This is a genomic window from Pedobacter sp. ISL-64 (genome assembly GCF_018613605.1).
Classification (GTDB): domain Bacteria; phylum Bacteroidota; class Bacteroidia; order Sphingobacteriales; family Sphingobacteriaceae; genus Pedobacter.
The window spans coordinates 82,048-108,843 of sequence record NZ_JAGGPU010000016.1; the positions used below are offsets into that span (position 1 = coordinate 82,048).

A 26,796-nucleotide genomic window follows, 5' to 3' on the forward strand; every position below is an offset into this window, starting at 1 on the left:
TCTTGTATTGATTGTGCTTTAGGTGGAAGGAGCGATAGGATACATTTAGAACATTATTGCGTTATGCAGCTCAAATCAACGAGAGAAAAGGTGGGCGGTAAGAAAACGCAGAAAAATTAATTATTTAAGGGTTAATATAGCCCCCAGTCATCTTCAAACTCGTCTTTTTCGAAATATTTAACCCATTCGATAAAGAGTAGACGAAATTTTTCAATTTCGTCTAAAACAATGTCTTTATATTCTGGGGTGCAGATTTCGAACATATCTGCTGCTCTCACCTGGGTTTCTAATTCACGGCAATTGGTTCGGATAATAGAGGCATTTTCCATTCTTAAAATATACATATCTGCACCTTCTGCCCCAACAATTTTAGGGCATAACATTAAGGCATTCTGCATAATTAAGTTAGCGGTCATTTCTGCCATCTCTCCCTCCAGTGTTTCGCAGAACAGGGCAGCATATTTATATACGGCTCTTGCCTGGTTGTAAAGGCTTTTAGCCCTGGTCACTTTTAGCCTTACCTTTTCTGCATCAACACTTGATAGATTTTCTTCATCCTCATCATCTCGGCCAAATCGGCTAAAATGCTCCCATTCGGGCATATGGTCCATGTCATCAAATTCCATATTCTTCAAAATTTTCTACGTTATGGTACGTAAGAGAGCGTAATATATTAATTTTCAATGAAAAAGACTAGGCCTCAATTAACGGTGCTCTGCGGGAGCCATCATATAATTCATACTCTAGTAAACGACAGTCTAATTTACCATTATAAAATTCAACTTTTTTAGCAGCTTTTAATCCAATTTTCTTTGCAAGATCAGGATTTCCAGTGAAAATATATCCAGAATAGCCCTTGCATTTCGTTTTCATAAAATCTCCCATGCGTTTATAGGTCAATTCTAACTTGCTGTGCACCCCTAAACGCTCACCATACTCAGGGTTAAAAACAACAATACCTTTGCCATCTTCAGGAACCGCTGTTAACTCAAAATCGCAAACTTCGAATTCGATTAAAGTATCAACACCAGCAGTTTTAGCATTTCTCCGGGTTACTTCAACTGCATCTTCCGAAAGATCGGAAGCTACGATTTTAAGGTCAACATTTTTAATTACCTGATCTTTTAAAATCCTACGCTCAGCAAAAAAATCTTCTTCATTATAACCTAAGATGTGCATAAAACCATAATTCATGCGGTATAATCCAGGGGCACGGTTGGTTGCAATCAGTGCTGCTTCGATAGCTAATGTTCCTGAACCGCACATTGGGTTAATAAATGGCGATTTCTTATCCCAGTTTGTTGCTAAAATAACCCCCGCGGCCAAAGCTTCTAACATGGGGGCCTTACCAGGTATTTTACGGTAACCGTGTTTGGCAAGGGTTTCGCCAGAAGTATCCATAAAAACATCGGCATCTGCATCTTTCCAGTATAAATGCACTACTGTTTTATTTGCATCAGATCCAGAGTTCGGGCGGATGCCTTTTTTCTCTTTCATGCGATCTACAATTGCATCCTTTACTTTTAAGTTTGCAAAAAGCGGTGTAGTAATATTTGGGTTATCAACATTTGAGGTTACCGAGAAATAACCCGAAAAATCGATCAATTCTTCCCACTCAATGGCTGCAATTTCATTGTATAAATCATCAGGTGTAATGGCCTTGAAACTTTTTATGGCGTAGAGAATCTGACTGGCACAGCGCAAGTTCAAATTGAGCTTTATGCACTCGGTAAGCGTGATATTGAGCTCAACACCCGTAGCAAAAGACCGCTCGATGGTATAACCTAAAGCCGTAACTTCTTCTTGTAAATAAGGCGAAAGGCGCTTGTTGCAGGTAATAATTACCTTGCTTTTATTGTGGAAAACTTGCATCATAATATATGCGAAGTTATCAATAAAATTATAGAGATTTGATGTTTATAGTACATTAAGTAGTATTAGATATGGAAATTAAAGGAAAAGTACACGAAGTAGGTGCCACACAACAAGTAAGTGAAACGTTTAAAAAGCGTGATTTAATAATAGAATACGCAGAAAATCCAACATACCCAGAATATATCCGTTTTGAGGCTTTACAAGATAAAACTGCATTATTAGATACATTTAAAGCAGGCGATGAGGTTGAGGTTTTCTTTAATTTACGCGGTCGCCCTTGGACAGATAAAGCAGGTAAAACATCATATTTTAACAGTTTGGTTATTTGGCGTATAAATGCAGTTGCAGCAGGTGCTCCAGCAGCTACACCAGCTTATGCAGCTCCGGTTGATGTAAGCAATGCACCAGGTGAAGATGATGATTTGCCTTTCTAAATAAAGAATCTTTTTTAAGCAAACAATTTTGAACCATGCCGAGGCTTTAGTCTCGGCATTTTTTTTGGCCCACCTCAGAATCCGAAGTTCTTCCATCGCTTAGACTTTCGAAGTTTACCGGGCCCCGTGCTCCCAAAAACTTCGGAAGTCTTCTCAGCGCTGTTAAAATATGTTAAAAACAAACACTTCGCTTAGCTAATCAGTATTTTTGATATCTGTTTAGATTTAAGAAGATTATGCTCCGGTTTTTTTGATTTTAAAACCAATCTAGTTCATGAAGAAAAAGAGTTTTTGGTTAATTACCGTTTTAATGACGGTGGCTTTGCTTGGTGTTTTTGTAATGCAGCTGTATTACATCAGGGAATCGTATAAACTAAAATCTCAGCTTTTTGATGAGCAGGTAAACCAAACGCTAACATCGGTAGTAAATAAACTACAACGTAGAAATGTTGCCGATCACTTAAACCGTAAAGATGCCGAAAATAAACTGAAGCAGTTACAAGACTCCAGGCAACGGGCATTAGACATTAAGGATTTACGGCAACAATATGTACAAGAGGCAGAACTGCGGCAAGCCGAAAGGGAAAATCAGATCGAAAGTTACCTGAACCAACAAGATAGTATTATCCGCGTATCTTATCGGGCGCCCAATGTAATTTCTGAAAGGGAATATACTTCGTTGAGTTCGAAGAACGGCGACAAGCTGGATTTACAGATGGATGCAATTATTGATATTAAGAGCCTTATTTTAAAAGGTTATAGCATGCGCTCAAAGCCTTTTACGGCGCCACCAAAAGCATTCGAATTTAAAAGCATGCAAAGTTTGCCTGATACATTAAGATATTTGGTTTTTGATCCCAGAGATGGTACTCCAGGTTTCGCAAATGTTCCAAAGATCCCAAACGATTTACAGAAAAAATTTCAACGTGAAGATGAGATTGAGCGGAAAAAATTAGAGCTTAAAATTGCAGCATTGGGCAAAGATACTTTTTCATATACCCGATCGAGTGTAGTTGAGGATGTATCTAAAGAATTGCAGGAAACCAATGTACCAATCTATAAACGCATTAATTTTAATTCCTTAGGCGTTTTATTAAAGCAAGAACTCCTTGCCAATAATATTACACTAGAACCTTCTTACCGGATTTCGCTAGCGAGAAAAGATTCGACCATTTATATGACGGCATCTAACGTTAAAGGAGAGTTTTTGCCCGAAAATACCTATAAAACACCTTTGTTTGGAAACGATATCTTTCGCGATCCCGGAATGCTTTTCGTCAGTTTTCCGAATAAAAATTCGGCAATTATTTCTAACCTAAGTGCAACGCTCGCCTCATCCATCGGCCTGTTACTGGTACTTGTTTTTATTTTCTCATATACCCTTTATGCCATTTTAAAGCAGAAAAAACTGTCGGAGATGAAAACAGATTTCATCAATAACATGACGCATGAATTTAAAACCCCTGTGGCTACTATTATGATTGCGAGTGAAGCTTTGAAAGATCCGGAGGTTACAGCAGATAAGGCCCGGTTAAAGCGCCTGGCTGGGATTATTTATGACGAAAATGTTCGTTTAGGTAATCATATCGAACGTGTTTTAAGTATTGCCCGCTTAGAAAAAGGTGAGCTTAAAATGGAGAACACCGAAGTAGATGTGAACGATTTGATTGTGATTGTGCTGGATAGCATGGAATTGCAATTACAGAAAAGGAATGCCGTTATCAATGTACATACCGATGCAGAGCATGCCATTGTATATGGCGATGAGCTGCATCTGTCTAATGTAATTTATAACCTTATTGATAATGCAAATAAATACAGTAGCGATACGCCAGAGATTACCATTACTACCCGCAATACAGGTAAAAATTTAATTATCGAAATAGCAGATAAAGGCATTGGAATGACCAAGGAGCAGTCTAAACGGATTTTCGACCAGTTTTATAGGGTGCCAACAGGTAATTTACACGATGTTAAAGGCTTTGGCTTAGGTTTAAATTATGTTCAGGATATAATAAAAAAATTGAATGGAACCGTTAAGGTAAGTAGCGAAAAAGATAGAGGAACCACGTTCGAAATATCTTTACCTTTATAAACAGTTAAACATCGGTACAAAAGCTTGCTTTATCGATACATTAAAATAGAACAGGTATAATTTAGCTAATATAGTGGAGTATTAATTTAATCTACAACATAAATTAAACTGCTATGCATATTCAGAATCAAACTTTCAGTGTAGCCAGTGCTACATATGTGAATAAAAACAAGAAAATGAAAAAAATACTTCTGGTAGAAGACGACCCAAATTTAGGTTTATTGTTACAAGACTATTTGCAGCTTAAAGGCAAGTTTGATGTAGTATTATGCACCGATGGTGAGGATGGATTGAGAACGTTTAATAAGCAGAACTTCGATTTATGTATTCTGGATGTGATGATGCCCAAAAAAGATGGTTTTACTTTGGGTAAAGACATTAGGAAGGTAAACACACAGGTACCCATTATTTTTGCAACGGCTAAAACCATGCTGGAAGATAAATCTGCTGCTTATGATTTAGGTGGTGATGATTATATTACCAAACCTTTTCGTATAGAAGAGCTTTTACTACGGATTAATGCAATGTTTAAGCGTGTGGCCAATAAAACAGATAACAACGATGAGGCTGCCGAAACACAGTTTTCTATCGGTCAATATCATTTCGATTATACAACCCAGATTATTACCGACAACGATCACCAGCAAAAACTTTCTACCAAAGAGGCCGAACTGTTGCGTTTATTGTGTTTGAAAAAGAATACCGTATTAACCCGCGAAGAGGCATTGTTAAGTATCTGGCATGATGATAATTACTTTAACGGACGGAGCATGGACGTGTTTTTGAGTAAGTTACGTAAGTATCTCAGGGCAGATCCGACAGTAGAAATTATTAATGTGCACGGAAAAGGCTATAAGCTGCTGGTGAGTTAATAGATCGGTTCGTCATCCTGAACTTGTTTCAGGATCCAATGTAACGTATTAAAGGAAAGGAGGCTGTATCATAAATATAGAATTGTCTTCCTGAGCCTGTTGAAAGACCTGTTTAAATGTCTAGAAAGACGTTTCGACAAGCTCAACGTGACAAATTCGACTGAATTACAACTTGTGATACAGCCACTACGTATGGTAGTAAAAATGTGGTTAAATATATAAATTCTCCTGAATAGCGGGGATTATATTCCGCTCTTGAGCAAGTTTAAATAAGGTATCAACTGCTTTTCGGCCTTCTTCGCCAAGGTTTATGCTGTATTTATTCACATACAATTCGATGTGTTTGTACATCACGCTTTCTTCCATAGCCTGGGCATGCTGGCGGATAAAATCGATCCCCGATTTTGGATGTGCGAAGGCAAACTCTACCGACTGGCGGATTAAACGGTTCACTTTTAACTGTACCTCGCGATCTAAATTACGGTTGATTACGATGCCGCCCAATGGGATGGCACAACCAGTTAGTTTTTCCCAATAATCGCCTAAATCAACAATTTTGGTTAAACCTTTATCCTGATAGGTAAATCTGTTTTCGTGAATAATCAGTCCTAAATCAATCTGCTCGCTAAGTAAAGCCGATTCAATTTCAGAAAAAACAAGCTCCTGTTTGTTTTGTAAATGAGGATAAGCAATTCCCAGCAAGAAATTAGCGGTGGTATATTTTCCTGGTATTCCAACTCTTAGTTTGGAGTCTGGCGTTTGGAGTTCAGCGTCATTTTCTCCATCGAAATAGTTCTTACTGATTAATAACGGCCCAACACCAAAACCCAGGGCACTCCCAGCGTCGAGTAAAGCATACTGGTTGGCAACATAGGCAAAAGCATGGAAACTTAACTTGGTAATATCTAATTCGCCTCTAAGTGCCTTTTGGTTTAACGTTTCTACATCATCATAAGAAACCTCAAATTCTAACCCTTCAGTGTCAATTTTATGGTGAATCAGTGCATCGAAAATAAATGTATCGTTAGGGCAGGGAGAAAATCCAAGTGTAAGTTTCATCTATTTATTTTTTTTGTTTTCAGTTGTTAGATGGAGCCTTTGACAATTAAAATAATTATTTTAATTGTGTCGGGTTCATAAATCAAAATTAAGTACTGCGGTAAACTAATCAGTCATAATCAGTTCATTTCTCCAACAAAAGCAATGGCCCAATCGTTTAAATTTTTAATAGCCAAGCCAATTTTCCAATTGTCTTTATTTCTTGGCTCTACATAATTAGATATACTTCTAATCTGTAAACAATCGATGTTTAACTGTTTACTGGCATAGAAAACCGCGGCACCTTCCATGCTTTCGGTAATTGGGTTTAACCTCTTGATTAGATTTTTAATGCTTTTTTCGCTCCCCGTTACACAGTTCATGGTTATCCCTTTTGCTACGGGTAGGTTAACGCTTTTGTGTGTTTTCGAGGTGTAATGGTTTTCCCCAAAACCCAAATCGCTTATGGTTAAAAATTCGTCTCCATTTTCGGCGCCCAGTTCGGCAAAAGTATCTTCGGTAATATTTAATACAGTACCTAAAGCTATATTCCGATCGAAGCTTCCAGCGATACCGAAATTTACCACAAGGCTATATTTAGATGAAAGATGTTTGCCCAGGGCAAAGGCTGTTGCTACCATTCCAACACCAGTGATCAGCAGATCGAAATTTTTACTCTCTACAAAATCTCCATCCGGCAAATTAAAATGTTGATAAAAGAAGGTGAGTTCGGCTTTTGTAGCAGCAACAACTAAAGTTTTCATAACGTAAAGTTAGCAGATTGTTTTCATTTAAGTTTTATGTAAGCTTTGGTCTTTAGTCTTTAAGCTTAAACCTTTATCCGTATATTTGCATTTTATTTTATAGTAATGATTTACATAACGAGAAAAGCATCCTTCAATGCCGCGCACAAATTGGCCCGTACCGATTGGGATGATGATAAAAACAATGAAGTTTATGGTAAATGTGCCAATCCCAATTGGCATGGCCATAACTATTGGTTATATGTTACGGTTAAAGGCGAAGTGAATCCGGAAACAGGTTTTCTTGTTGATTTGAAATGGCTGAAAGACGTAATGAATGACTATGTGGTAGATAAGGTTGACCATAAAAACTTGAATCTTGATGTAGATTTTATGAAAGGCAAGTTGGCTTCAACTGAAAATCTGGCCATAGAAATCTGGAAACAGCTTTGGGCTCCGATTGCAGAGAGCGGCGCAGTTTTACATTGCGTAAAAATCTACGAAACCGAAAATAATTTTGTTGAATACTTTGGTTAAAAACCCGAATTAATGAGCGATAAAGACGTATTGAAAGGCGAATCGAGAGACGGTTATGTAAAAATAGACCGTTACAACGAAGATAAAATTGAAGCTGTAGCTACACATTATAAAGACATTCTTGGCCAGTTGGGCGAAAATCCAGAACGCGAAGGTTTACTAAAAACACCGGAGCGCGTGGCTAAGGCGCTGCAATATTTAACACATGGGTACGATTTAAAACCTGATGAGATTCTGAAGGGCGCAATGTTTGAAGAAGATTATAGCCAAATGGTTGTGGTTAAGGATATTGAAGTATATTCAATGTGCGAACACCATATGCTGCCATTCTTCGGTAAAGCACATATAGCTTATATTCCTAACGGGCACATTGTTGGTTTAAGTAAAATCCCACGTGTAGTTGATGCTTTTGCCCGTCGTTTACAGGTACAGGAACGGTTAACGAACGAAATCAGAGATTGTATTCAAAATACCCTTAACCCCATGGGCGTTGCAGTGGTAATGGAATGCAGGCACTTATGTATGTCTATGCGCGGCGTGCAAAAGCAAAATTCGGTAACCACAACATCAGCCTTTACCGGAACTTTTTTAAGTAACGATAAAACAAGAGCCGAATTTTTAAGGTTAATTACGGCAAGTTTAGACTAGTTTGTGTCAAGTAAATAGTATCAGGAGTTAAGAACAAGTATCAAGTAGAAAGTAATAGGTATCAAGATAGGGCAATAGATAAAAACGCTAGCCGATAAACGCGATACGCCAAACTAATTATAATGAAAGCATATATTTTTCCCGGACAGGGAGCACAGTTTGTAGGTATGGGTAAAGATCTTTATGAGCACCCAAAAGCTGCAGCATTATTTGAACAGGCCAATGAAATTATCGGTTTCCGCATTAGCGACATTATGTTTAGCGGAACAGATGAGGAGCTTAAACAAACCAATGTAACCCAACCGGCAATCTTTTTGCACTCGGTTATTTTAGCCAAAGTGTTGGGCGATGATTTTAAACCAGATATGGTTGCAGGTCATTCGTTAGGAGAATTTTCGGCATTAGTGGCCGCAAATGCATTAAGTTTTGAAGATGGATTAAAACTGGTTATTGCCCGTGCAAATGCGATGCAAAAAGCTTGTGAAGCACAACCATCAACCATGGCCGCTATTTTAGGTTTAGCTGATGATGTCGTTGAAAAAATCTGTGCAGAAATTGATGCCGTAGTAGTTCCTGCAAATTATAACTGCCCTGGGCAATTGGTAATTTCGGGCAGCATGGAAGGGATTGATCTGGCTTGTGCTAAACTAACAGAAGCAGGTGCTAAAAGAGCTCTGAAATTAAATGTAGGCGGTGCATTCCACTCTCCTTTAATGGAACCCGCAAAAATTGAATTACAGGCAGCTATAGAGGCCACTCATATTTCTGTACCAATTTGTCCGGTTTACCAAAATGTTGATGCAAAGCCATATACTGACCCAACTGAAATTAAAGGCAATTTAATTAAACAATTAACGGGTGCTGTACGTTGGACACAAACAGTAGGGAACATGTTAGCCGATGGTGCAACTGAATTTGTAGAAGTTGGCCCAGGTAATGTGTTACAGGGATTGGTTAAAAAGGTAAGCCGCGAAGTACAAACAAGTAGTGCTGCCATAGCTTAATTTATTCAAAATAGAATATTAGTGCCAACGCCATAAACTCAGCTGTTTATGGCGTTGTTTTTTATCAATATTTAATATCTTTATCCGTAGATGAAAATGAGCTTTGGTGTAAAAATAAGATTTCTATTGCTTGTTTTGGGCTGTTGCCTCATTGCAACTTCTATTTCGTTAAGCAGGTTTACAACCAAAAATGAGCTCCTCGAGCACGATGCACAAGAGATTCAGCACAACCTTTTAATCAAAGAAAGATCTGTTCAAAGTTTTCTGGCTGATAAAAAACAGGTTGCCAAAGCCAAGCAATTTCATCTCGATCCTAATAATGCAATAGATTTTATCGATAACTATCGCAAAAAGAGTGGTATAAATTTATTAACCTACCAAAACAATCAGCTTAAATTCTGGAGTACCTACAAAATATCAGAAATAGATCCAACTACAATAAAAGAGGGTAGTTCGGTGTTGTTTTTTTATAACGGCTGGTATGAGGTGATTAAAAGTACCCAGGGCGATTTTAGCCTTATTTTCTTAATCACCATTCAATCTCAATATCCTTTTAAAGAAACAAAGTATTTTAAAAATGATATCGATCCAATTTTATCAAATACCAAAATATTAACATTTGCATCTTTTACCGATAAGGATGTATATGTAATAAAAAGCCTGGATAATAAGTTTTTATTCGGACTTAAGGTTAAGCCGGGGTATGCAGAAACTCATTATTCGGGTACGCAATTATGGTTGTTTGTTGCCGGTATGTTGTGCATTTGCATGTTTTTTAACTCTTTAAGTTCGTTTATTGCCCGGCGTGGCCATATTGCCTGGGGTACTTTTTTATTGTTGTTTTTCTTCCTGGCATTTCGGTTAACAGATTTATATTATGGTTGGTTTAACCACAGGTTTACTTTAGATCTATTTGATCCGAGGATATATGCCGATAATTTTCTGATGCCTTCGCTTGGTGATTTTCTGTTAAATGTAATTGCACTAACCTGGTTGCTCTTGTTTATGTACAACCATAAGGAACAATATAAGTTTCCGGGATGGATTAAGCGGAGCAAAATAATTGGAGTTGTTATTCAGGCTGGCTTGATGGTGTTGATAGGGCGGATAGTTTGGGATACTGATGATATTTTCTTCGGATTGATTTTTAACTCAAAAATTAATTTCGATATCGTTAATATCCTTAAGCTTAGCGGTACCAGTTGGGTAGGTATTGTGATTTTATGTCTGGCCTGGTTTCAGATTTACCTGATAACGGTTGTTTCAGCAACGGTAAGCAGTCAATTAAATGTTACCAATAAAGAGCGGGTCATTATTTTCTTAATTGGCTTTGCAGGTGTTTTTATCTACAAACTAGTGGTAGATTTTAATGCATTTTTTATCGTTTTTGCCCTTGTATTATTTATCGTGGCACGGGCTGTTTATTTAAAAGAAAAAAACTTCTCAATCGGCATGTTTGCCATTGTGTTTTTCTGCCTGGCCTTTAATACGTCTATTAAATACACCAAGTATAAAGATATTAAGGAAAGAAGTTTGCGCGAGCCTTTGGCCAGGAAAGTGCAATCGTCAGAAGATCCGAATGCCATTATTGCTTTAGGTACTTTGGGGAATGAAATTGTTAAAGATAATTTTCTGACAAGCTATTTTACTCAAAACCGAAAAGGCAGTTACTCGGTACTCAAAAATCATATCAAAGATTATTTAGATGGCTATTTAAACCGCTACGATTATCAGATCTATCCATATGATAGATTGGGTGCTTCGATAGAAAATTCTGATACACCACCGATTGATAAATATAAAAACCTGGTTGAGGCGGGCTCTGTTAAAATTGATGGATCTAACTTTTTTTATCAGGTTAACAATACATTTGGTTATCAGGATTACTTTGGTATCATTTCGGTTGTAGATAATGGCAGTTTATTGGGCACGCTTGTTATCGAACTCCGCTCGAAGCCGTATAATTATAACAATCGCCTACCCGATCTCTTGGGGGATCAAAAAATGATCAAAGATGAAGATTTTAAGGGTTATTCTATTGCCTTGTACAGCAATAATAAATTGCTTAATCAATCTGGAAATTATACTTACCCTTTAGATGGGAGCATATTTAAAGGTAAAAAGGATGATTTTATAACCAGTAATGATGATGAACTTCGTTACAGCCATTTAATTTATAAGCCTACTGATAGCAAAATGGTTGTAATCAGTAAAGAGAAGGTAGATTATGTAGAACGTTTAGCTGCGCTATCGTTTTTCTTCCTGATATTTATCATCTTCTCTTTGTTACTTTATGGTTTAATATGGCTAATCAAAAATCTCGATGATGATAAGGTGGGCTGGTTTAGTATCAATAGATCTTTAATGATCAATGCCAATAAAATTTTGTACAAAACCAGAATCCAGGTGTCGATTGTATTGGCGGTGGTGGCAACGCTGGTTATTGTAGGTTGGGGAACTTACTATTACATGAACAATGAGTACCGTGGGCAGCAGGATACTATATTAAAAGATAAGATAAGGAAGGTTCAACAGAATTTTGAAAAGCAGATTTTTAGTAATGGTATTATTGCAAACGACGAGAATGCGGCAGCAGATTTTAACAATTTTGCCGATATCAATAATGCTGATTTAAATTTATATGATCTGAGCGGCAATCTGATCATGACCACTTATCCAAAACTCTATAATTATAAAATTATTGGTAAAAAGATGGGTCCATCAGCCTTTGCTTCTTTAGGGGGCTTGCATCGATCAGAATTTATCAACCCAGATGAGAAAATTGGCAACTTAACCTACGCTGCGGCATATGCCCCCATCAGGAATGCACAAAATAAAACAATTGCCTATATCGGCCTGCCAAATTACTCTACCGAAGAAGAATATACAGATAAACTGGCGTTATTTGTAAGTAACCTGATTAATCTTTACGCCCTGGTATTTGTGGCTATTGGAGTATTGGCTGTATTTTTGGCCAATCAGATTACCAGTCCCTTAACTTTTATTCAGGAAAGTATTAGTAAAACGAAAATCGGGCAAAAGAACGAGCCCATCGTATGGCGTAGGCATGATGAGATCGGCTCTTTAATTAAGGAGTATAATCACATGATTGCGGCCTTAGAAGATAGTGCGATTAAGCTCGCCAGATCGGAACGGGAGAGCGCCTGGCGGGAAATGGCGAAACAGGTTGCCCACGAAATCAAGAATCCGCTAACGCCTTTAAAATTAGGTGTTCAGCTGTTAGAGAAATCGTGGAAAGAGGAAGATCCTAACTTCGAACTGAAGTTTAATAAGTTTAGCAAATCATTTATAGAACAGATTGATAGCCTTTCGAAAATTGCTTCTGAGTTTTCTAATTTTGCCAAAATGCCCGATACCAATCTGGAGCGGCTTTCTTTACTTCCGATTATTGAGCAGGCAAGAGAGGTATTTAAAAGCACCGAAAACGTCACCATTGATGTGCTTGATAAAAGTGAGAAGGACATCGAAATCATGGCCGATCACGATCAGCTTTTGAGAACGTTTAATAACCTGCTTAAAAACGCAATAGAAGCTATTGATGAGGAAACTTTATGCTGCATTACCATCATTATATATGTAGATGCAAAAAATGCATATATCGAAATAAAAGATAATGGAAAAGGCATCCCACCAGCCCTGCACGATAAAATATTTGTACCGAACTTCACTACCAAAACATCAGGTACGGGCTTAGGCTTAGCTTTTGTTAAACAAGCTGTAGAAAATGCCGGCGGTTCAGTTAAGTTTACCTCTATAAGTGGTTTAGGAACAACGTTCTATTTGAACTTTCCTTTAGCTTAAATTAAAAACAAGGTAGATTGGTTAATCAGATGGTGGGTATTATCTCAACTCCACTTGTGCTTTGCCCATGGTATTACCATCAGCATATAAAATTACGGTATATATGCCCTTTATAAATGGTTTAGGGTTTGCCCAGTCGATAACATAGGTGCTGTCATCGTTATTGTAGTTAATAAAAATAGAATGGCTGAACTGCATATCCTGCCCATCAACCTCAAAATGGTTTCCTTCGTCTGCTAGCAGGTTTCCTGCCGGATCGAATACCCGAAGATAAATGTTGTGATGCCCTTTTTCTGCTAACTGGTTAGGTACAACATTAAATCGTACGCTTAACTTCTCTGCAGTAGATGATTTGGTTACTTCAACTTTTTTACCGCTTGATTTTGTTCTGAAAGCAATAATTTCGGCGGATTGAAGTTTTAATGCTGCGGCAGTTTTAACTTTCGCATTTAAACTAGAATTTTCGTTCTCTAAATTCGATGCCTTATTGCTGATGTTTCTTAGGGTATTCTGTAAGCTATCGCGACTATTTTTTAGAAAAATATTGTCTTTTTGTAGCTGAATAATCTGATCATTGTAGTTTTTTACAAATGTTTTCAGTTCATTAATTTGTGTATTGGCTTTGTCGAGTTCGCCCTGAGTAATCTGGTTCTTTTCTAAGGCTGCTTTAAGTTCCTCGATTTTTAGCCGGGCAAGCTTCTGTTCTTCAACAAGCTTCTCGTTCAAATCGAGGTTCAATGCATTAACCTTGTCCAGCTCAACCTCAATTTTTTCTACCTCGAGCCGTAGTTTATCCTTCTCTGAGCTAACTGTAACAAATCTTTCACTTTGCTTTCGATCTTTAAAAAACAAGTAAGCATTTGTGCCAATTAAAGCTGCAATAACGATGACCAGGAAGTAAATTTTGTTTCTATCACCCTTATTAATCTTTTGTGGTTCCATTTTAATAACGCTGTATCTTCTGTAAATTAATATACTTTTGTTCTCCATAGGTAAATGGGGGTACACAATTAATTTTAGCAGGGCGCAAATTAAAATTTTTAATAAACTTATAAGAGTTTTTAAAAAAAATCGTTTACTTGCTGATGTTCATTTGTATTCAAATCAACACAAACACACAACCTGAATAAAAAATAAGACAAGAAATAATGCTTAAAAACTTCCTATACGCACTTTTATCTTTAACTGTAGTACCTTATATATTAAATGCTCAACCTTTATCAAAAATTGCACCAAAAAGGGAGTTTAGGGGCGTTTGGGTGGCTACTGTAACCAATATAGACTGGCCATCGAGGCCAGGCCTGAGTATCGATCAGCAAAAGCAGGAGCTGATTGGCATTTTAGAAAGACATAAAAGCCAAGGGATGAATGCAATTATTTTGCAGGTTAGGCCCGCAGCCGATGCATTTTATGCAAAATCCAGAGAGCCTTGGAGCCAATGGTTAATGGGTAAACAAGGTTTGGCTCCAGCACCTGGTTATGATCCGCTGGCCTTTGCCATTAAAGAAGCCCATTTCAGGGGAATGGAGCTTCATGCCTGGTTTAACCCTTATAGAGCCAGTATGAGCAGCACGGCTGTATTGAGTGAAAACCATGCTTATCGTAAACATCCTGATTGGTTTTTTACCTATGGTGGCAAAAAACAGTTTGATCCTGGTATTCCAGATGTGAGGGAATACATTGTTCAGGTAATTTTAGATGTGGTAAAAGGATATGATATTGATGGAATTCACTTCGACGATTATTTTTACCCTTATAAAGTAGAGGGGCAAACGATTAACGATGGTAATACTTTTTACAAATACCCGAATAATTTTTCAGATATAAAAGACTGGAGGCGCAACAATGTCGATCTGCTCATCAAGCAACTGGACGATAGTATTCACCACTATAAAAAATGGGTAAAGTTTGGCATTAGCCCTTTTGGTATCTGGAAAAATAAAAATGAAGATCCCGAAGGCTCTGCTACCAGTGGCCTATCCAATTATGCAGAACTTTTTGCCGATAGTCGTAAATGGGTTAGAGAAGGTTGGGTAGATTACATTAATCCTCAAATTTATTTTACGTTTACCAGAAGAGTAGCACCTTATGGCGTTTTAGTTGATTGGTGGAGCAATAATACCTTTGGTAGGCATGTTTATATTGGGCAGGGTGCTTATCTGGTAAACTCAAGGGCAGAAGCCGCATGGAAAAACTTAAGTGAAATACCCAATCAGATTAGATACATAAGAAATAACAACCGAATTCAAGGGAGCGTGTTTTTTAGTTCTAAATCATTAAGTACAGTTGCTAAAGCAGTAGGCGACTCCTTAAAGAATGATTTTTATAAGTATCCTGCTTTGCCGCCACAAATGCCTTGGCTTGATGAGGTGCCGCCAAATGAGCCCCAGGCCCTAACGGCTGATGCATTAAAAGATGGTGTACATTTAAAATGGCAACTTCCGTTAAAAGCAAAAGATGGAGAAACGGCTTCAGGATTTGTAATTTACCGATTTAATGAAGGAGAAAAAATTTCGGTACTCGATCCTAAGAACATTGTTAAAATAAGCTTTGAAGATTATCTTTCGTATATTGATACCAGTATAGAAAGTGGAAAGCGGTATAGCTATCTTGTAACTGCGCTTGATCGATTAAAAAATGAAAGTGAACCTAGTGGGCCTGTTGGTATTGAAGTTCCTTTAGCAAAGGAATAATAGGCTTTTTAACTCTTTTTATTGGTCGATTCTCTTTCTACAACAGCTGGATTGAGCACAATATGCTCCATATTGGCATATGGGCTCTCCTGATTAATCATTTTCAGAAACATTTTAGCACATTCTTTGCCCATTTGTGATGCATGCTGATCAATTGTTGATAGGTTAGGTGTAATGTAAGCGGAGAATGCTTCATTAGCAAAGCCAATTACACCAACTTCGGGCGGTGTTTCATCAATCTCTTTAAGCTTTTTAATTACACCCAGTGCAGTAAAGTCATCACCTGCAATAATAGCATCAGGTTTGTTTCTGCTGCGCATTAACTTGCCAGCACCAAATCGGCCGTCTTTAATGGATAAACCTCCAAAAATAATATGTTCTTCCATTAGCGGAAGGTCATGGTCTGCTAAGGCTGCTTTGTATCCTTCCAAGCGGTCGTTAAATATTTTAATCTGGTGAACAGTGGTTACAAATGCAATTTTTTGATAACCCTGATCGATTAAATGTTTCGTAGCGATATAACCTGCCTTGAAATCATCAAGTGTAATGGTTGGGACTTTTAAATCTACATTTACACGGTCGAATAATATAAGGGGTTTATTTTGTTTAATAATTTCGGCAAAGTGCGAAACGTCTTCTGTTTCTAAAGACATTGAAGCCATAATGCCATCTACCTGTGCTTCTAGTAAGGTTCTCACGCCATTTATTTCATTCTCAACAGATTCGTTGGATTGGTAGATAATAACGCGGTAGCCACTGTCCTTCAGGCCATCTTCTATATAATGGATAATAGATGCAAAGAAATGTGCCTGTACACTTGGCACAATTACACCAATAATATGGGTTTTACCAGATTTTAATGCAGATGCGAGTTTATTTGGACTATAGTTTAGTTTTTTAGCCATTTCGACAACAGCCTTTCTGGTGGCATCACTTATTGCCGGAAAGCCACTAAGCGCCCTGGAAACAGTTGACACTGTAATATCAAGCTCCTTGGCTATATCGTATATGGTGGTTTTCTTTTTCAATTGCAGAGGGGGACAATCAATTATAGCGTAAATTTACTAAACCTTAATAATAATGTTCTTTTTATACATAAAATATAACAACACATAAAAACCGAGCACATAGGTTATGGCCCAAACTAAGGAAGCATTTATGGGGCTAAAAAACGGAGTGTAACAAGTTTCATAAAAGCGCACCAATAATCCTGTTTTTGTACCGTCAGGTTTGGTAATCTGGATCAGGTTTAATACCCGCGGCATTAAGCCTGCTAAGAAAAAGACTGTTATGGCATTTACACCATAAACAACGAAAGGAGTGGTAAATTTTTTGTAACCCTGAACATCGATAATCCAGTAACAAAGTGCCATTCCTATCGACGCCAATCCGCCCGCATAGAGTACGTAAGAACTTGTCCAAAGGGCTTTGTTGATCGGAAACTGTAAATCCCAAAGTAAACCTAAAATAACAGCGGTTATACCTGTAGTAAATAACCAGGCCACCTTAGTTGCATTGTCGACGTCTTTTCTGCGCATCCAAACGCCAACCAGAATGCCAAATAAGCAGGTTCCTACTGCTGGTAATGTGCTCAAAACCCCTTCCGGATCCCAGGTTTTGGATGAGGCCCAGGTATGTGCTTCGGTTAAAATTCCGCGGTCGATCCAGGCAGCTAAATTCGTTTCTTTTTCCAGGTTGGGATAGCCTACTCCCGGTACAGGAATAAATGTCATTAATGCCCAATAAAGGGCAAGGATTACGATTAAGATTTTGAATATGGTTTTGTTCGATACTTTGATGAAAATGATACTGCTAATGATAAAAACAATGCCTATTCGTTGTAAAACGCCTAAAAGACGAACCGTTTGAAAAGCCTCCCAAATTGATCTGTCATCTATTATGGTACTGATAATTTTTCCGAAAATGGCCAAAAAGAAACCGAGTAAATAAAGTATAATACCACGTTTAATGGCTTTTATAATGGTTTTTTGATGTGAAGGCGGATCTGCTTTACTGCTGCTCATGGCAAATGCAATGGATACACCAACAATCCATAAGAAGAATAGGAAAATTAAATCGGTGGGGGTACATCCATTCCATTCCGCATGCTCTAAAGGCGCGTAAATATGCCCCCAACTGCCCGGATTGTTCACTAAGATCATTGCGGCTACGGTTAATCCCCTGAAAAAATCAAGAGATAACAATCGTTGTTTAGGTTCGGTCATGATTAGCTTGTTTGGGTTCAGCAAACTAATTTAGAGTATTGTTTTTAGAATGAGAAATTACTTGCGAAGTTTAGGAAGGACGGTGGGTTAGGATAACTTCGTAAGTCTAAGGAAATGTCTAGTTAAAACTTCCGAAGTCTTTCTGCACTCGGCCATCAAGACTTCGGAAGTTGGGCCAATTGAACACTCAATTATCATTAATCTTATGATCAGTTATAAAGCCTGCTAAACCACCAAACAATTCTAATACTTCGGATTTACAAATTGAACTTGGTTCATTTGATAAAAATGAACCGAAAGAAGAATACTTATAATCTTCCATTTTTTTTACCAATCCTGAAGTTAATGGGTTTTGGTGTATATAAGTAATAATTTGGATATAGTAAGCCTCAGAATCTACTTTCTTCGATTTATATCTTCCTTGCCATAAGCCACCAACTCGGTTATAACTTTGGTTTATTGCTTTAGTATAAGAAATAAGCATATTCTTAATTCCTTTTTCAAAATTCAACCTATCCTTTATTCTGATGAAAAAATGAAAATGATTTGGCATTAAACAGTAAGCCAATACATCAACCGATTGTATGACATACTTTTTAAACTGCTTTAAAAAGAAAATGTAATTTCCATCTTCAAAAAAGATCTTACCCTTATTGTTTCCCCTATTGTAAATATGGTAACAGCAGCCTTCCTCTATCTTCATATTCTAAAAGTTTGAATAAATGATTAGGGATGACTAATTAGATTGAAATATATAAAAATATTTTTAGAATAAAACATAAAAGGAGTAGTTTCTTACGAAGTTTAGCTGAGATAGAGTGATGGGTCAACTTCGTAAGTTTTTCATTAAACCTACGAATTCTTGCTGCGCCCTTGGCCATCGAGACTTCGTAGGCAAAAAAAACCCTGCCTTGAGTTAACAAGGCAGGATCAATATTTATTTTAACACTAATTAATCCACAAATTTCCAGCGTACAAAAGCTTCCATTGCTTCATATTCTGCAAGACCAAGCTCGTCGTAGGCTTTTGCAGTATCACGGTTACGGTCTTCGGCACGCTGCCAGAACTCTCTAGCATCATCACCAGGGAAAACTGCTCTGTCTTTTTGGCTCTGGTGTTTGAAAATCGCATATTTTTTACGCTCAAGCTCCTGCGGAGAAATTGGAACAGCCATTTCGATTTCATATGTTTCAAATTCGTGCCATGCACCGCGGTACATCCACAACCAGCAATCTTGTGCCCAAGCTTCGGTTTTGCGTAAACGTTTTAATGCTTCTAAAATAATATTAAAACAAACAATATGCGTTCCATGCGGATCTTCAAAATCGCCTGCCGCATACACCTGTTGAGGCTTAACTTTTTGCAATAGTGCTATTGTAAGTTCGATATCAGCATCCGTTACCGGGTTTTTCTGAACCTTACCGCTTTCGTAAAAAGGAAGCGCCTGAAAGTGGATATGGTCATCTTCAAGACCGCAATATCTTGCGCCAGCAATAGCCTCGCCTTTTCTGATTAGTCCTTTAACCGTTTGGATCTCTGGCGTATCTATCTGGTTTGGTTGTTTCTGCTCAATAAAGGTTCTCATTTTGTTGTAGAGATCCTTCAAATGGGTATTGTCCATACCCATTTTCTCTGTAAAATCTACATTGAACTCAACAAAACGAAGTGCATCATCATCCCAAACCGCGGTATTACCTGAGGTTTGGTAAGCTACATGTACGTCATGCCCTTGATCAACCAGACGGAGAAAAGTACCACCCATCGAGATCACATCATCATCAGGGTGCGGTGAGAAAATAATTATTCTCTTTTTAGCAGGTTCAGCTCTTTCCGGACGCTGAGAATCATCAGCATTCGGTTTACCTCCTGGCCAACCTGTAATGGTGTGCTGTAATTTATTAAAGATGTGGATGTTGATATTGTATACTGGTCCTTTTTCAGTAGCCAGTTGCGCCATACCGTTGTTGTTGTAATCGTCTTCGGTTAACTTTAAGATCGGTTTTTTCAAGGTATTGGCCAGCCAGATCACCGCTTTACGGATCAGAGCATCTGTCCAAACACAGTCTTTAACCAACCATGGGGTGTCAAAACGGGTCAGTTCTGAAGCTGCAGGTGCATCAAGGATAAACTCCACATGGTCAGAAAGCTGTAGGTACGTTGCCGGAACATCGCCCGAAATTTCGCCTTCAACTGCTTTTTTAATAATCGAAGCCTTTTTACGGCTCCAGGCCATTAATATAATTTCCCTTGCTTTGAAAATTGTACCGATACCCATGGTAATGGCCTTAGTTGGTACGAAGGTTTTTCCACCGAAATCGCGTGCGGCATCACGGCGGGTAAGGTCATCTAAAGTAACTAAACGGGTACCAGAATTTGGTGCAGACCCCGGCTCGTTAAATCCGATATGACCTGTACGGCCGATACCTAAAATCTGGATATCAAGACCACCAAGATCACCTATTTTCTTTTCATATTCTAAGCAAAATGCAGGAATGTCTTCCAGTGCAAGCGTACCATCAGGGATGTGAACATTCTTCTTATCAATATCAATATGATTGAAAAGGTTTTCGTTCATAAACGTAACATAACTTTGTGCCGCAGTTGGCGCCATTGGATAATATTCATCCAGGTTGAAAGTAATTACGTTTTTAAAACTCAAGCCCTCTTCTTTGTGCAGTCTAACCAGTTCGGCATAAACTGCAATTGGGGTAACACCTGTTGCTAAGCCCAGTACTGCAGGTGTGTTGCTTGCTTGTTTAGATTTAATGAGCTCGGCAATGCGGTGTGCAACATTAATTGAAGCAATTTTTGGATTTTCGAACACGCTTACCGGTAATTTCTCGAAACGTGTCTCCTCCAGTAGATTTAATCTAGCCATTTTTTTTATATGGATTTTAATGTACGGAGCAGTAAATATAGAGAGTTATGCCCAATTTGTAACAAAGGATATTTACTTTTATTGCAAGTATTTATATAAAATTCGATTAAAGGGGCAGACAAACGTTTGATCTTTTTAAGATAAAAAGCCAATATGAACACACAGATTGAAAAGTTGTATTCGAAAGCAGGGAAATCGGAACGCTTAATTATAGGATTAATGAGTGGTACATCAATGGATGGACTGGATATTGCGCTTTGTTTGGTAAAGGGAAGAGGTGCTGAGACGGATATCCGGATTTTAAAATTTAAAACCGCAGGTTATACAGCTGATTTTAGGACAAAAATAAAGGCCATTTTTTCTAAAAAAGAAGTCGATTTACAATTGGTGTGCTTAATGAATGAGCATATTGCAAATACCCATGCCCAACTAATAAATGAAGCCCTGGAAGAATGGGGCTATAAAAATGAGGAAATAGATTTTATAGCCAGCCACGGACAAACCATATTTCATGCACCAAAATCGTTGCATCAAATGACCGATTACCCAAACGGGACATTACAAATTGGTGATGGAGACCATATTGCGCTAAAAACCGGAATTATTACACTTTCTGACTTTAGGCAAAAACATTTGGCCGCTGGTGGCGAAGGTGCTCCCTTAGCGGTTTATGGCGATTATTTAATATTTTCGAAAGCTGGCGAAGATCGGGTAATGTTAAATATAGGCGGCATAGCAAATTTCACCTATTTGCCGGGCAGTACGGATGCCAGTGAAATTTTTTCGACGGATGTTGGCCCAGGAAATACTTTGATGGACCAGTATATGCAGAAACATTTTAATCAATTTTATGATAAAAATGCAGCTGTTGCTTTGGCTGGCGAATCTAATCCCATTCTATTGTCTGCGTTATTAAATTGCAGCTTTTTTGATCTGGATTTTCCTAAAACCACAGGACCGGAATTGTTTAATCTGGAGTATTTAATCAGCGCACAAGAACAGTCTTCAACAACTAGTCTAAGTGCAGCCGATATAATGGCTACCTTATGTCATTTTTCTGCAGAAACCATTACTAATGCGATTAAGCATTGTTTTGGTGAAGATGCTAAAACAAAGGTTTTTATGAGTGGCGGCGGAATGCATAACCCCTTCCTTGTACAACTTCTTAAAAGCAAGTTACCTTTTTGCAAATTCCTAACCACTGAAGACTTGAATATTGATCCCGATGCAAAAGAGGCTGTTTTGTTTGCTGTTTTGGCCAACGAAACACTCTGTGGCGAACCGATAGGCTTTGGCGATAGGCAAGGAGTACCTTCGGTTTGCATGGGTAAAATCAGTTTACCAGTCTAGGTAAGCACAATTTTGTAAATCAGTTTGTACAGGTTAAAAATTTGGTTTGTGCGGTATTTTGTTAAATTTGTTTTAACAAAATCTTCTAACAAAACCAAATTTTATGGAAAAAAGTTACCTAAAATGGTCGCCAGGATTCTTCGCAATTTTGTTGATCCCATTTCTGCTGCTCTTATTTACAGAAATGGCGCAGGCACAAAACAAACGGTATACCATAAGCGGTAAGGTTACCGATGCCGCAAATAATAGCCCTGTTCCAGGTGCAGTTGTGAAAATTATCAATACAAATCTCGTAACAAGCACAAGTTCGAGTGGAACGTATAGCTTTTCGGTTGATTTAGCCCCTGGTAAATACCAGATTCAGATTTCTTTTATCGGCTTTAAATCGAATATCGAAACGGTAACACTTGGCGATAATACCACAGTTCAGGCAAATAGTGCTTTAAGTGGCGATGCCGTGGGGCTCGATGAGGTAATTGTTACGGGTACCTCTCAAGGAACTACCCGTAAACAGCTCGGTAGTTACGTGAGTACCGTAAAAGGTGATGATTTAAACAAGGCGCCTAGTGGAAATGCGCTGGCGTCATTACAAGGTAAAACACCCGGCGCACAAATCAGCCAAAATTCTGGAGACCCAGCGGGTGGAATTTCTGTTCGTTTAAGGGGGGTGAGCTCGGTTAACTCATCATCAGAGCCACTTTACATCATTGATGGCGTAATTGTAAACAATTCTACAACCAGAGTAACCAATACATCAGCCAATTATGATGGCGGAAACTTTGTCGGAAGTATTGGGCAAAACCGGATGGTGGATATTAGTCCGGCAGATATTGATCATATTGAGGTTTTAAATGGTGCGGCAGCTGCAGCAATTTATGGATCGAGGGCAAATGCGGGGGTAATCCAGATTTTCACCAAGAGAGGTAAAACCGGCGAGCCCCAAGTGAGCTTTAGTACAAGTCTAACCATAAGCGAGCTACGTAAGCAAATTGAAGTAAACCAGGCGCCTTTTAGGTTTGGGGATAATGCGAACTCTGTAACGCAAGATGTCATTCAAACAGTTCCACCCACTCCTGGTGCCACTCCTGTTTTACAGACCGCAAAAACTCCGGTAACCAGGTATAATTACCAGGATTATATTTTCAGGACAGGTATTGGTACAGATAATTCAGTTTCAGTTTCTGGAGGTAATGACAACACTAAATTCTATACCTCGGCTGGTTATTTCTCAAATCAGGGAATCATAAAAAACACGGATTTTAAAAGAATGAACTTCAGGGCAAATCTTGATCAAAAAATTAATAACTGGGCAAAGATGACAGCTGGTTTTAACTATGTGCATAGCGATGCCAATGAAAAACCAGATGGTAATTCATTCTTTTCACCAATGAACTCTGTAACCATTATTGGTAACTTTCACGATATTTTTGCAACAGATATATTGGGCAATTTAAAAGCTGTTGGAGAACGCGGTCGTGTTAATCCAGTTTCTGTTATTGAAGATATCAAGCAGCGCCAGTTTACCAATCGCATTATTGCCAATCTAGGTTTAAAGCTCAATCCCGTAAAAAACCTGACTATCGATTATACCATGGGGGTTGATAATTCCATTCAAAATGGAACAACATTTATTCCGCCCTTTACTTATAATGTGAGTACAGGTTTTTATGGTGGTGGAGCTAGTTTAGACCCATCATTAAATGGTTATGCCAGTGCGGCAAATGCAACAACTACACTGTTTAATAATGAATTAAATTTCACCTATGATGCAAAAATATCTGACTTATTAAGTTCGACAACACAATTAGGTGGATCTTATCAGTATCAGAAAGATTTGTTTAGTTTGTTAAATGGCAGGGGGCTTGCGCCACTTATTCAGACGGTTAATGGGGCGAGTACGATACTTCCCAATAATGATAACCGTTCAGAATTCTCAATAAGCGGGGCCTATTTACAACAGAATTTTAAATATAAAGACCATCTTTTTGTTACGGGAGCAATCAGGGTCGATCAATCAACTGTTTTTGGTGAAGGCAACGGAACACAATTTTATCCAAAAGCAAATGTAAGTTATGTGTTGTCGTCTGCTAATTATTGGAAGGATCTTGGTGTTTCATCTTGGTGGAATGCATTTAAACTTCGGGCGGCGTATGGCGAATCGGGTAATTTAACTGGCATCGGTGCTTACGATCGTTTTAATGTGTATCTACCTAGCGCCTTAAACAGCAAAACATCACTGGCATCCAGCAGTACGCTTGCTAATACTGATGTTAAACCAGAGCGTCAAAAAGAATTGGAGTTAGGTACAGATATGTCGTTTTTTAATAACCGTTTGGGCCTAACATTTAGCTGGTACAATAAAAGCGTTAAAGATTTATTATTGGGAGTGGTAATTGCTCCAACCACAGGGTATTCCAGCCTTTTGGATAATATTGGTGGATCGCTTAAAAACAAAGGGATAGAGCTCATGCTTACAGGAGTACCATTAAAAACCCAAGATTTTACCTGGACATCAACGCTAATCTACAACAGAAATAGAAATAAAATTGTAGGTTCAGGTGCACAAAGATTAATTTCAACCAATGCTGGTGCGCCTGTTTCTATCACTGACGGTTATCCGGTAGGTGTTTTTTATGGGACATATTTTGAGCGGACAGCAAGTGGAGATATTGCGACAAACCCTGCTGGTATTCCTTTAACTGCAGGTCAAGCCGCAGGTAATGTTTTGCGTAAAGTAATCGGCGATCCGAACCCAGATTATACAGGGTCTTTTGTTAACGATTTTACTTACAAAAAATTGAGCTTACACATTCAACTGGATGCTGTTCAAGGAGGGGACGTTTGGAACGCAGATTGGAGAACACGTCAAGGTGTAGGCAATGGAAAAGTTGCCGAAGCAGAGCAGCTTGGCCAATTGCCTAGAGGCTATGTGGCTGGTGCGTACAATGTAGAAGAGTGGCGTATTGATGATGGATCTTTTGTGAAATTGAGAGAGATTTCTTTGAGCTATAATATTGGCCAGGTTAAATTTATTAAAAATTTAACTGTTAATCTTAGTGGAAGGAATCTGATTTCGTGGGATAATTACAAAGGCTACGATCCTGAGCTGAACTCTGGTGGTCAATCCACAATTTTGAGAAATATCGATTTTGGCTCTGTGCCTATTCCACGTACTTTTTCTTTCGGTTTACAAGCTAAGTTTTAATTTATTGGAAAAAATAAATCATATTAAGATGAAAAATTCAAGATCAAAATATATTCGCTACACATTTTTCTTTGCAATGGCCCTTTCACTGGCTGCTTGTAAAAAGGAATATTTAAATCCTAACGGTGCTGTAGCTGATGATGTGCTCCTTTCTGCAAGAGGTTTGACCGGGATTACGGTTGGTCTTCAGAAAAATTTCTCCACAACAAGAGCGGGGCTCATGTATGCAGCAATTACTGTTAATGGCATTACTACTAATGAGTTAATTTCTGTTAATACAGGAAATACCAACGAAGACCGGCTGATGACGGGAGGAGTGCAGGTAGATGGTACAAATTCAGTGTTACTAAATGTTTGGACCAGTTCAAATAAAATCATTTTTGATGCAGATAATGTGATCAATAATGCCGCTAATCTTGCCGATAAAGGTTTGGCTTCGGGCTTAATTGCACATGCTAGTATTTTTAAAGCCTTGGCATTGGGTAATTTGTCGGAATTTTGGGAAAAAGTTCCAAACGGAACTGGGCAGAACGTAACTTTTATTACAAGGACAGATGGTTTTAACAAAGCTATTGCAACTATTGATAACGCTTTGGCCTTAATTGCAGCAAACCCAATCAGCACCTCGTTTTTAAGCAATATTCCTACGGGAGTAGATATCCCGAATACGCTCAATGCTTTAAAGGCTCGTTATGCGTTGTTTGTTGGCAATTATGCCCTTGCATTAAGTAGTGCCAATGCTGTTGATTTAACTAAAAGGTCGGCGCTAACTTATGACGCGCAAAATCTTAATCCCATTTTTGAGATTGCTACCTCTACGAATAATGTAATTCAGCCAAAAAATATAAATTTAGGGCAAACTGGTGCTAATACCCCGGATGTAGGCGATGCGAGGATTCCATTTTATACGGCAATTAGCACGACAGTGCGCATCAATGGTTTTGGTGCGGCTAGCTTAACGCCAATTCCAGTTTATCTTCCTGGTGAAATGACATTAATTAAGGCTGAGGCGTATGCCCGCCAGGCTACTCCTGACCTAGCCTCATCATTAACTGAGCTGAATAAGGTAGTAACACGCCCTGCAACAGGAAATGTGCTCGATGCTAATTATGGAATGGGCGCAGCATTGGCAGCACTAACCGGACCTTATACACAGCAACAGCTTTTAGATCTGATTTACAAACACCGTTGCATTGAGCTTTTCATGTCAGGGCTAAAACTTGAGGATATGAGAAGATTTAATCAGCCTTTAGCTGATCGCAAGCGTAATTTTTTCCCTTATCCTTTCGCAGAAAGAGATAACAATACCAATACCCCTGCGGATCCAACTTTCTAGCAAAATGAAAGAGGTTGTATCATAAACACAATTTCAGCTCA

At 38.4% G+C, this 26,796-nt stretch carries 20 protein-coding genes; 11 read left to right on the forward strand and 9 right to left on the reverse strand.

Translation table 11 applies throughout. The features are described from left to right. Positions 1-131: 131 nt before the first annotated feature. Positions 132-626: a hypothetical protein gene (locus J7E57_RS18910; protein WP_057933225.1), complete on the reverse strand. Its 495-nt coding sequence runs from the start codon at positions 624-626 to the stop codon at positions 132-134. Positions 627-693: 67 nt separating this feature from the next. Then, complete coding sequence (locus J7E57_RS18915; protein WP_215124762.1) at positions 694-1,872, reverse strand: class I SAM-dependent RNA methyltransferase; 1,179 nt, start codon at positions 1,870-1,872, stop codon at positions 694-696. Positions 1,873-1,943: 71 nt separating this feature from the next. Between J7E57_RS18915 and J7E57_RS18920 the strand changes: the two genes are divergently transcribed. From J7E57_RS18920 to J7E57_RS18930, 3 genes are all read left to right on the forward strand, one after another. Continuing rightward, positions 1,944-2,309, forward strand: coding sequence for a DUF3127 domain-containing protein (locus J7E57_RS18920; RefSeq protein WP_029274214.1), 366 nt, complete (start codon positions 1,944-1,946; stop codon positions 2,307-2,309). Between the two features lie 274 nt (positions 2,310-2,583). Next, a complete protein-coding gene (locus tag J7E57_RS18925; RefSeq protein WP_215124697.1) occupies positions 2,584-4,404 on the forward strand; it encodes a sensor histidine kinase in 1,821 nt (606 codons plus the stop codon). Between the two features lie 176 nt (positions 4,405-4,580). After that, positions 4,581-5,276, forward strand: a complete 696-nt coding sequence (locus tag J7E57_RS18930; RefSeq protein WP_029274212.1) for a response regulator transcription factor — start codon at positions 4,581-4,583, stop codon at positions 5,274-5,276. A gap of 210 nt (positions 5,277-5,486) precedes the next feature. Here the strand turns inward: J7E57_RS18930 and J7E57_RS18935 are convergent, their stop codons facing one another. Both J7E57_RS18935 and mqnB read right to left on the reverse strand, forming a co-directional pair. Continuing rightward, positions 5,487-6,335, reverse strand: coding sequence for a menaquinone biosynthesis family protein (locus J7E57_RS18935; protein ID WP_215124696.1), 849 nt, complete (start codon positions 6,333-6,335; stop codon positions 5,487-5,489). Positions 6,336-6,454: 119 nt separating this feature from the next. Next, positions 6,455-7,078 (reverse strand): futalosine hydrolase, encoded by a 624-nt coding sequence (mqnB, locus tag J7E57_RS18940; protein ID WP_215124695.1) that lies wholly within the window; start codon positions 7,076-7,078, stop codon positions 6,455-6,457. A gap of 105 nt (positions 7,079-7,183) precedes the next feature. Between mqnB and J7E57_RS18945 the strand changes: the two genes are divergently transcribed. From J7E57_RS18945 to J7E57_RS18960, 4 genes are all read left to right on the forward strand, one after another. After that, on the forward strand, positions 7,184-7,594 hold the full coding sequence (locus J7E57_RS18945) for a 6-pyruvoyl trahydropterin synthase family protein (protein ID WP_029274209.1): 411 nt from the start codon (positions 7,184-7,186) through the stop codon (positions 7,592-7,594). A gap of 12 nt (positions 7,595-7,606) precedes the next feature. Then, entirely contained in the window at positions 7,607-8,242 is a 636-nt protein-coding gene (folE, locus tag J7E57_RS18950; RefSeq protein WP_029274208.1) for a GTP cyclohydrolase I FolE, read from the forward strand. Positions 8,243-8,364: 122 nt separating this feature from the next. Then, on the forward strand, positions 8,365-9,246 hold the full coding sequence (fabD, locus tag J7E57_RS18955) for an ACP S-malonyltransferase (protein WP_215124694.1): 882 nt from the start codon (positions 8,365-8,367) through the stop codon (positions 9,244-9,246). A gap of 90 nt (positions 9,247-9,336) precedes the next feature. Continuing rightward, the gene (locus tag J7E57_RS18960; protein ID WP_215124693.1) at positions 9,337-13,068 is read left to right on the forward strand and encodes a sensor histidine kinase; all 3,732 of its coding nucleotides are present in this window, start codon (positions 9,337-9,339) and stop codon (positions 13,066-13,068) included. A 39-nt stretch (positions 13,069-13,107) separates the two neighbouring features. Here the strand turns inward: J7E57_RS18960 and J7E57_RS18965 are convergent, their stop codons facing one another. Continuing rightward, positions 13,108-14,010, reverse strand: a complete 903-nt coding sequence (locus J7E57_RS18965; RefSeq protein ID WP_215124692.1) for a hypothetical protein — start codon at positions 14,008-14,010, stop codon at positions 13,108-13,110. A 206-nt stretch (positions 14,011-14,216) separates the two neighbouring features. Between J7E57_RS18965 and J7E57_RS18970 the strand changes: the two genes are divergently transcribed. Next, on the forward strand, positions 14,217-15,761 hold the full coding sequence (locus tag J7E57_RS18970) for a glycoside hydrolase family 10 protein (RefSeq protein ID WP_215124691.1): 1,545 nt from the start codon (positions 14,217-14,219) through the stop codon (positions 15,759-15,761). Positions 15,762-15,769: 8 nt separating this feature from the next. On the opposite strand, the gene J7E57_RS18975 is transcribed toward J7E57_RS18970, so the two are convergent. From J7E57_RS18975 to nagB, 4 genes are all read right to left on the reverse strand, one after another. Beyond that, entirely contained in the window at positions 15,770-16,789 is a 1,020-nt protein-coding gene (locus J7E57_RS18975) for a LacI family DNA-binding transcriptional regulator (protein ID WP_215124690.1), read from the reverse strand. Between the two features lie 36 nt (positions 16,790-16,825). Continuing rightward, the gene (locus tag J7E57_RS18980) at positions 16,826-17,986 is read right to left on the reverse strand and encodes an acyltransferase family protein (protein WP_215124689.1); all 1,161 of its coding nucleotides are present in this window, start codon (positions 17,984-17,986) and stop codon (positions 16,826-16,828) included. Between the two features lie 187 nt (positions 17,987-18,173). After that, entirely contained in the window at positions 18,174-18,689 is a 516-nt protein-coding gene (locus J7E57_RS18985; protein WP_215124688.1) for a transposase, read from the reverse strand. Between the two features lie 249 nt (positions 18,690-18,938). Further along, positions 18,939-20,864 (reverse strand): glucosamine-6-phosphate deaminase, encoded by a 1,926-nt coding sequence (nagB, locus tag J7E57_RS18990; protein ID WP_215124687.1) that lies wholly within the window; start codon positions 20,862-20,864, stop codon positions 18,939-18,941. A gap of 153 nt (positions 20,865-21,017) precedes the next feature. Here nagB and J7E57_RS18995 point away from each other — a divergent pair, with 153 nt between their 5' ends. From J7E57_RS18995 to J7E57_RS19005, 3 genes are all read left to right on the forward strand, one after another. Further along, entirely contained in the window at positions 21,018-22,214 is a 1,197-nt protein-coding gene (locus J7E57_RS18995; RefSeq protein WP_215124686.1) for an anhydro-N-acetylmuramic acid kinase, read from the forward strand. Between the two features lie 103 nt (positions 22,215-22,317). Beyond that, positions 22,318-25,419, forward strand: coding sequence for a SusC/RagA family TonB-linked outer membrane protein (locus tag J7E57_RS19000; protein ID WP_215124685.1), 3,102 nt, complete (start codon positions 22,318-22,320; stop codon positions 25,417-25,419). 28 nt (positions 25,420-25,447) lie between these two features. Further along, a complete protein-coding gene (locus tag J7E57_RS19005) occupies positions 25,448-26,755 on the forward strand; it encodes a RagB/SusD family nutrient uptake outer membrane protein (protein ID WP_215124684.1) in 1,308 nt (435 codons plus the stop codon). The last annotated feature ends 41 nt before the right edge of the window (positions 26,756-26,796 follow it).

What these genes read in the sequence shown, in the direction of transcription:
- fabD (WP_215124694.1), top strand. Translation starts at nt 8,365, where the DNA reads ATGAAAGCATATATTTTTCCCGGACAGGGAGCACAGTTTGTAGGTATG.
- J7E57_RS18965 (WP_215124692.1), bottom strand. Translation starts at nt 14,010, where the DNA reads ATGGAACCACAAAAGATTAATAAGGGTGATAGAAACAAAATTTACTTC.
- J7E57_RS19005 (WP_215124684.1), top strand. Translation starts at nt 25,448, where the DNA reads ATGAAAAATTCAAGATCAAAATATATTCGCTACACATTTTTCTTTGCA.
- folE (WP_029274208.1), top strand. Translation starts at nt 7,607, where the DNA reads ATGAGCGATAAAGACGTATTGAAAGGCGAATCGAGAGACGGTTATGTA.
- J7E57_RS19000 (WP_215124685.1), top strand. Translation starts at nt 22,318, where the DNA reads ATGGAAAAAAGTTACCTAAAATGGTCGCCAGGATTCTTCGCAATTTTG.
- J7E57_RS18970 (WP_215124691.1), top strand. Translation starts at nt 14,217, where the DNA reads ATGCTTAAAAACTTCCTATACGCACTTTTATCTTTAACTGTAGTACCT.
- J7E57_RS18935 (WP_215124696.1), bottom strand. Translation starts at nt 6,335, where the DNA reads ATGAAACTTACACTTGGATTTTCTCCCTGCCCTAACGATACATTTATT.
- J7E57_RS18980 (WP_215124689.1), bottom strand. Translation starts at nt 17,986, where the DNA reads ATGACCGAACCTAAACAACGATTGTTATCTCTTGATTTTTTCAGGGGA.
- J7E57_RS18960 (WP_215124693.1), top strand. Translation starts at nt 9,337, where the DNA reads ATGAAAATGAGCTTTGGTGTAAAAATAAGATTTCTATTGCTTGTTTTG.
- J7E57_RS18925 (WP_215124697.1), top strand. Translation starts at nt 2,584, where the DNA reads ATGAAGAAAAAGAGTTTTTGGTTAATTACCGTTTTAATGACGGTGGCT.
- J7E57_RS18995 (WP_215124686.1), top strand. Translation starts at nt 21,018, where the DNA reads ATGAACACACAGATTGAAAAGTTGTATTCGAAAGCAGGGAAATCGGAA.
- J7E57_RS18920 (WP_029274214.1), top strand. Translation starts at nt 1,944, where the DNA reads ATGGAAATTAAAGGAAAAGTACACGAAGTAGGTGCCACACAACAAGTA.
- J7E57_RS18910 (WP_057933225.1), bottom strand. Translation starts at nt 626, where the DNA reads ATGGAATTTGATGACATGGACCATATGCCCGAATGGGAGCATTTTAGC.
- J7E57_RS18945 (WP_029274209.1), top strand. Translation starts at nt 7,184, where the DNA reads ATGATTTACATAACGAGAAAAGCATCCTTCAATGCCGCGCACAAATTG.
- J7E57_RS18930 (WP_029274212.1), top strand. Translation starts at nt 4,581, where the DNA reads ATGAAAAAAATACTTCTGGTAGAAGACGACCCAAATTTAGGTTTATTG.
- mqnB (WP_215124695.1), bottom strand. Translation starts at nt 7,078, where the DNA reads ATGAAAACTTTAGTTGTTGCTGCTACAAAAGCCGAACTCACCTTCTTT.
- J7E57_RS18915 (WP_215124762.1), bottom strand. Translation starts at nt 1,872, where the DNA reads ATGCAAGTTTTCCACAATAAAAGCAAGGTAATTATTACCTGCAACAAG.
- J7E57_RS18985 (WP_215124688.1), bottom strand. Translation starts at nt 18,689, where the DNA reads ATGAAGATAGAGGAAGGCTGCTGTTACCATATTTACAATAGGGGAAAC.
- nagB (WP_215124687.1), bottom strand. Translation starts at nt 20,864, where the DNA reads ATGGCTAGATTAAATCTACTGGAGGAGACACGTTTCGAGAAATTACCG.